5 protein-coding genes and 1 pseudogene are annotated in these 5,660 nt (G+C 63.6%); 2 read left to right on the plus strand and 4 right to left on the minus strand.

Annotation, left to right across the window (positions count from 1 at the left end; all coding sequences use genetic code 11):
* Positions 1-160 precede the first annotated feature (160 nt).
* Positions 161-658: a DUF421 domain-containing protein gene (locus tag AB7F49_RS37680; protein WP_428532597.1), complete on the plus strand. Its 498-nt coding sequence runs from the start codon at positions 161-163 to the stop codon at positions 656-658.
* 11 nt (positions 659-669) lie between these two features.
* On the opposite strand, the pseudogene AB7F49_RS37685 reads toward AB7F49_RS37680, so the two are convergent.
* Together AB7F49_RS37685 and AB7F49_RS37690 are read right to left on the minus strand one after the other, a co-directional pair.
* Positions 670-1,374 (minus strand): annotated as a pseudogene (locus AB7F49_RS37685) (class GN sortase); the annotation flags it as partial.
* A 23-nt stretch (positions 1,375-1,397) separates the two neighbouring features.
* A complete protein-coding gene (locus tag AB7F49_RS37690; protein WP_428532600.1) occupies positions 1,398-3,800 on the minus strand; it encodes a marine proteobacterial sortase target protein in 2,403 nt (800 codons plus the stop codon).
* A gap of 179 nt (positions 3,801-3,979) precedes the next feature.
* Between AB7F49_RS37690 and AB7F49_RS37695 the strand changes: the two genes are divergently transcribed.
* Positions 3,980-4,744: a helix-turn-helix domain-containing protein gene (locus AB7F49_RS37695; protein WP_428532603.1), complete on the plus strand. Its 765-nt coding sequence runs from the start codon at positions 3,980-3,982 to the stop codon at positions 4,742-4,744.
* Positions 4,745-4,747: 3 nt separating this feature from the next.
* Here AB7F49_RS37695 and AB7F49_RS37700 read toward each other — a convergent pair whose 3' ends face one another.
* A complete protein-coding gene (locus AB7F49_RS37700) occupies positions 4,748-5,401 on the minus strand; it encodes a hypothetical protein (RefSeq protein ID WP_428532606.1) in 654 nt (217 codons plus the stop codon).
* A gap of 10 nt (positions 5,402-5,411) precedes the next feature.
* On the minus strand, positions 5,412-5,660 hold a 249-nt coding region (locus tag AB7F49_RS37705), incomplete at its 5' end, for a hypothetical protein (protein ID WP_428532609.1).

Below are 5,660 nucleotides of genomic sequence, written 5' to 3' on the forward strand. Positions count from 1 at the left end.
GTGATCGATAGCGTGTTGTTGCCAACGAGCTGACGCCAGGCGTCGCGCCGGGGACTGCGCATCCCCGGCGCGACATTTCTGTCCGGTCCCTCACTGTGTCCGGGCGGAACGATGATTGTTGCGGATTGTTGTCGGACAAGGCCCCACAACCATGTGACATATGTTCTTCGAAAGTTGGTTCAGCCTTTTGCGGATTGTGGTAGTCGGCACCGCGGCATACGCGGCGCTGGTCGTTTTCATACACATTTTCGGAAAGCGTACGCTTTCGAAAATGAATGCGTTCGATTTCGTGGTCACGGTGGCTCTCGGCTCGACGCTCGCGACGGTGTTGCTCAGCAAGGATGTGGTTCTCGTCGAAGGGCTTCTTGCCCTTGTTCTGTTGTGCAGCCTGCAGTTCGTGGTTGCTTATCTGTCGGTCCGCTCCAGACGGATCGAATCGATGGTCAAGTCCGAGCCGGCGCTTCTCCTGTATCGCGGACAATTCCTGAACGAGGCGATGCGTCGCGAACGCATCACTCAGCGCGAAGTCCTGGCGGCGCTTCGGTCCTGCGGTGTCGGCGATGTGAGCCTGGCCGAGGCGGCGGTTCTGGAATCCGACGGATCGGTGAGCGTCATCACGTCGCCGGCAGCCGAGCGGTCGACCCTTCCCGACGCTTGATCCGCGACCCGCTCCGCATGCACCAGATAGCGCATCGGGCCCTGGAATTTCGCATCGAGTGGCCAGCAGGTCGCGAGAATGAGATGGTGGCCGTCCGCGAACGGATCGATACCGGATTGATCCCAGCGCACCACGGATGAGTGCGTGACACGGAACCGGTGAGTGTCGCCGGTTCGCAAGGTAACAACAACCCGGTCGCCTGTCGTGATATCCTTTAAAAAGCGAAAATGGGTGTCGCGGTGCGCCGAATATACCGCAGTGCCGGGACTGCCGGCCGGCGGTGTGGTCTCGACATGGCCGGGCCCGAAGGCGAGCGCCTGCCCGCTCGAGCCGTGCAGCACGATGGCGTTGGCGTTCAGGCGCGGCACTTCGATGCGCGCGATCGGCCAGGTGTCTGCCCAGGACCACGGCTTGGTGTCGGCGCCCGTCGCCAGGGTTTCCGCGAAGGCGCGTTCGAGCAACAGTTGCGCGAGCCGCGCTTTGACCGGCATCCATATCCCCTGCGCTGTTAAGGCGATCCCCGCAATCCCGATCAGGATGGCCAGGAGAAAAAGCAGACCGCCCCATCGGTCATCCGGGAGGAGAAAGAAGCGCGCACGCAGGGGGACCTCTGGAAGACTGCGTGCGCGCTGGAGAGGCATGGGCGAGACGCCCCTCCGTTGCGGTACGCGGCAGGTGAGCCTGGAAGCCCTCGCCATCCCGCGTGCCGTGTTCATCCGTCATTCGTCCCGTGCAAAGCTCAGCGCCATGTCAGACCGGCGCGCCAGCGAAGGGCCGCCAGCACGACGAGCCCGATAAAAAACAGCAGGAAGCCCGCGATCATCCGCAGCTCGGCATCGGTTGAGGTTCGGGGCAGCACGACGCTGGTCGCAACCGGCGCGCGGCTGACCACCGCCAATGGAGCGGCATTCGGCGCCGGTGCGGCCGCGTATCGCAAGGGCGTCACCGAGGCCGACCGCGTGTGCGGCTTGTGATACCTGTGATTCCGGCCGGCGAGTGCGAGCTGCGCCATGTCCTGCGGATCCGACGCCTCCGCCCGATCCGGAAGCGGAGCGGTCTGCACGCGTTCTTCCGGGCGTGGCAGCGATGGGGGTTTCGGCCGTTCGCCAAAAACCTTGTCGAAGTCCCAGCCAGCCGGAAGATTGAGCGGAAGGTTGGCACGGGATAATTTCGCGCCGTCCGGACGGCTTGGCGTGTTGTCGACAGCGACCAGGCTGGTCAGCCGTGTCACCAGTTGATGCTCAAGGCCAAGCGCGAGAATGCGCTTGTCGGTCTCTTCGGGTGTAACCTTGCGCAGCGTTTTCGCAACTTCCGCGTCGGCGATCTTGCGGCGCGCCCAGAGCTTGGACAGGCCTTTGCCTTCCGCCGCCTTGGCGATTGGCAGGCTGACCGTCCATGGTCTGTCGCCGATATGCCCCCTGATCTCCATGGTTCCGTCCAGCGCGGAGAGTTTTGCGGCGAGCACCAGCGGCTCGCCGCGATAGAGGTCGGGCACCAGATCCGGCGTGATGTCGGCCTGCGCGTTCGAGAAAGCGACCGTCAGGTTCGTCACTGCGGGGCTCTCGAGTTTGTCGAACAATGCGCGCATGCGTTGCGCGACCTGATCCGCCGAGCCGATATGGGTGAACGTACCGCGGCCGATTTCCGCCGCCCGCGTCATCAGGAAGGAGTTCGGCGCGGAGCCGATCCCGACCATGAACACGCGCGAGCGTCCACGCATGCCGGCGAGCGTTTCGAACAATTGCTGCTCGTTGCCGATCGCGCCGTCGGTGAGGAACACGACCTGCCGGAGCGCGTCCGCATCCGCCGCACGCGAATCGGTCAGCGCCGCTCGCATTGCCGCCACCATCTCGGTGCCGCCCCGGGCCTCAAGCGCGGACACGAAAGCCTTGGCGCGCTCGATGTTGTCAGCACTGGCCGGGACGCTGTCGCTGAACAGCATGTCATGGGTGTTGTCGAAGCGGATGACGTTGAAGCGGTCCGCAGGCTTCAGCCGGTCGAGCGCATAGAGAAGGCTGGCTTTGGCCTGCACGATCGAGGTGCCGGCCATCGAGCCGGAATTGTCGATCACGAAGATGGATTCACGCGCAGGCTGCTGCTGCTGCTCCGTTTTGGGTGGGGTGACGAACGCAAGCAGGTAGTCGTCGTTGCCGACCCGTTCACGGAACAGGCCGACCGAGGGTGCTGCGCTGGCCGCTGTCCCCCAGGTCAGCTCGAAGTCGCGGTCGGCGGGCAACGGACCGTCCGCGAGTTTGATGATTTGCAGGTCAGGCGACACGATTTCTGCATTCACGTTGTGATGATGGCTCTTCACCTGGGCGAGCGGAAAGCCGGCTTGCAGACGCACCGTGATCTGCACCGGATTGACCGGCGCGTGCAGGCGTGGATCGAGCACCGGCGGTTCGATGCGGTCGCGGTCCGGAACGGGATCAGCGGTTCTGCCCCAACCGGAATTCGCTTCTTGTCCGCCCGAACCGAAGTCCACGGTCTGCACAATCGGCTTCGGGTTGTAACGCGGACCGACCACCAGCGGGATGCGGAGCGAGAAGGTGCCGGCACTCTGCTTCACCGGCGCCTGATATTCGAGTTGCACCAGCACGGTCTCGCCGGGGCCGATATTGGCGACCGAGTTCGTGAAGAGGTTCGGCCGCTCCTGCTCGATCAGCGTGGCCTTGTGTCCCGCCGCCCTGGCCTGTTCATAGATTGCGCGCGCGGTCTTGCGCTCCTTGATCTCGCCGATGATGACGCGCTCGCCAATGACCATCTTCAGGGTATCGACCGCGCCGTCCTCCGGAAGCGGATAGACGTAGACCGCCTCCACCCAGTTCTCGGTGTGGTTATGGAAAATCTGCGTGACCCGGCCGCGCAAAGTGGGACCGCTGACCGTGAGGTCGTAATCCGCGCCTAGCCGCGGCGCTTCGACAAGCGTGCCTCCATCGCGCAAGAGCAGCGAACCGGATTTCATCTGACCGGGAGCGATGGCTGCGCCTGTCGCAAGCCCCATTTGCAGGCAGACAAAAAAAGCCGCAATTGCTGTGACAATCGCGGCCTTGATTTGCGGAATGCGCGCGCCCCTCCGCAGGACACGCTTCGGGCGATCGGGCCAGATTTGAAGATGACGATTATCCGTTTCGACGGACATTGCAGCCGCTCCCATGCAGATCGCTCATGCGAAACCTTCCACGCCTTCTTGGTGCCTGCGGCAGCGAAAATGTTCGAGCGTCATGTTCGCGATTGTTTTGCAGCGGAGCACAAAGCTTGGCGGGCGATGTGAGGGCGCGTCCGGTTCTGTGAGGAAAAGGACGGCACGGGGGAGAATCGATGCTGGTGTCTGAAAGGCAGTTGACGTCGGAACAGAGCCGGAAGGTTTCCACCACCATTCGTGAGGAAATCGCGCGACGCCGCATTTCGCGCCTCGAGCTTGCCGAGCGTGCCAGGATCAGCATCTCGACCCTGGAAAAAGCGCTGGCCGGCCGGCGCCCTTTCACGCTTGCGACCACGATCCGGCTGGAAGAGGCGCTCGGCGTCACGTTGCGAAATGGCGGCAATGGTCATGCGGATTCCGTCAGCGCGAACGGAATCGCGCCGGACGATCTCGGCGCTTATGCGCGCCGTTCGGTGCTGTGGATCGAAGGCACCTATCTCACGCTGCGCCCGTCATTCGGCGAACCGGGGGCGCTCTATGCGTATCGCACCGACATCGTCTGGGATGATTCGCAATCGAGCCTGATCTTTCGGGAATCCGAACGGCTGGATTCCGACTTCACGCAATACGGAAGCGTGGCGGTACCAAACCAGTCCGGGCACATCTATCTCGTCACCAACCGGCACGGCCAGTTTCGTCTGATCACGGTGTCTCGGCCGACAATCACCGGCGAGATGCACGGCATTCTCACCACGCTGCTGGCCGGGCGCGGCTCGCAGCTCACGCCGATCGCGGCGCCGATCGCGTTCGTGCCGCTGCAATCGATCCCGGACGCCGGGTTCGGGCGCATCGCGTCCGACCACGCCTTGCACGACCGTTATCAATTGCTTCTGAGACGCACGCTCGACGAGCCGTTCGCCATGTTCCTGCCGGTCGCGTAGGCTTCACTCCGCGTCGCCGAACCGGTCGATTTGCGAGCGGCACGTCCCGCAGGTGTAACCGCCGAGAAATGTCTGCCGCATTGTGGTCGGCCGGCGCCAGGGTGATTGGGGCGTGCCGCATCTCGGGCAAGTCTTCAGTCCCCACGGAATTTCGCTGCTGCTTCTCAGGAACCATTGGCAAACGGCGACGCCGAGGATCACCGGCACGATCCGGTTCAGCAGGGCGTGCTCATTGATCCCGATTGCATCGAGAAACAAGACCGCGAGAGCAATGGTGGTAGCTCCCGCCGCCAGCGCCTTCAGCCAGTCGGTAACCGTGCGCTTGTGCATTCTCGCTCCGATCAGTGGTCCCCCGCGATCGCCCTGCCGTAGCGATCGATCTCGGTCCCGCATTTGGTGCAGTCCCAGCCGCCGCGGATCGAACGGGCGGAACGAGATTGGCCCCCGGACCAGGGGTTGCCGTGTGCCGCAATTCGGGCAGCGCATCGGCGCGAGGCTGGCGCCCATCCTCAGCCGAAGCACGACTTCCACGAGAATGATGATGAGCGCGATCGCGAGCCAGGCGGAATAGGTGCTGAACGCACCGGTTCCGATCAAGGCGTCGCGCGCGGCGAAGGCGGCGACGACGCCAATTGCAAACAGGAAGGCATATCGCATCGCCGCACCGTCAGGCTTTCCGCGCGATCGCCTTGCCGTTGCGGTCGATCTCGGTCCCGCAATGGGCACAGGTCCAGCCTCCCCACATCAATTGACGGAACGAGGTCGGCGTGCGTCGCGCTGGCTGCCTGGTTCCGCAGGTCGGACAATCCGGCGTCGACCAGGCCCATGTCGACAGTGCATAGAAACTGAAAAGACCGAAAAAGATCGGAAAAGCCGCCCAAAACGGCTTCTCCACGCCGACCACGAGACCGAGCAC

It is taken from the genome of Pseudorhodoplanes sp. (genome assembly GCF_050250235.1).
In the GTDB taxonomy this organism is placed as follows: Bacteria; Pseudomonadota; Alphaproteobacteria; order Rhizobiales; family Xanthobacteraceae; genus Pseudorhodoplanes.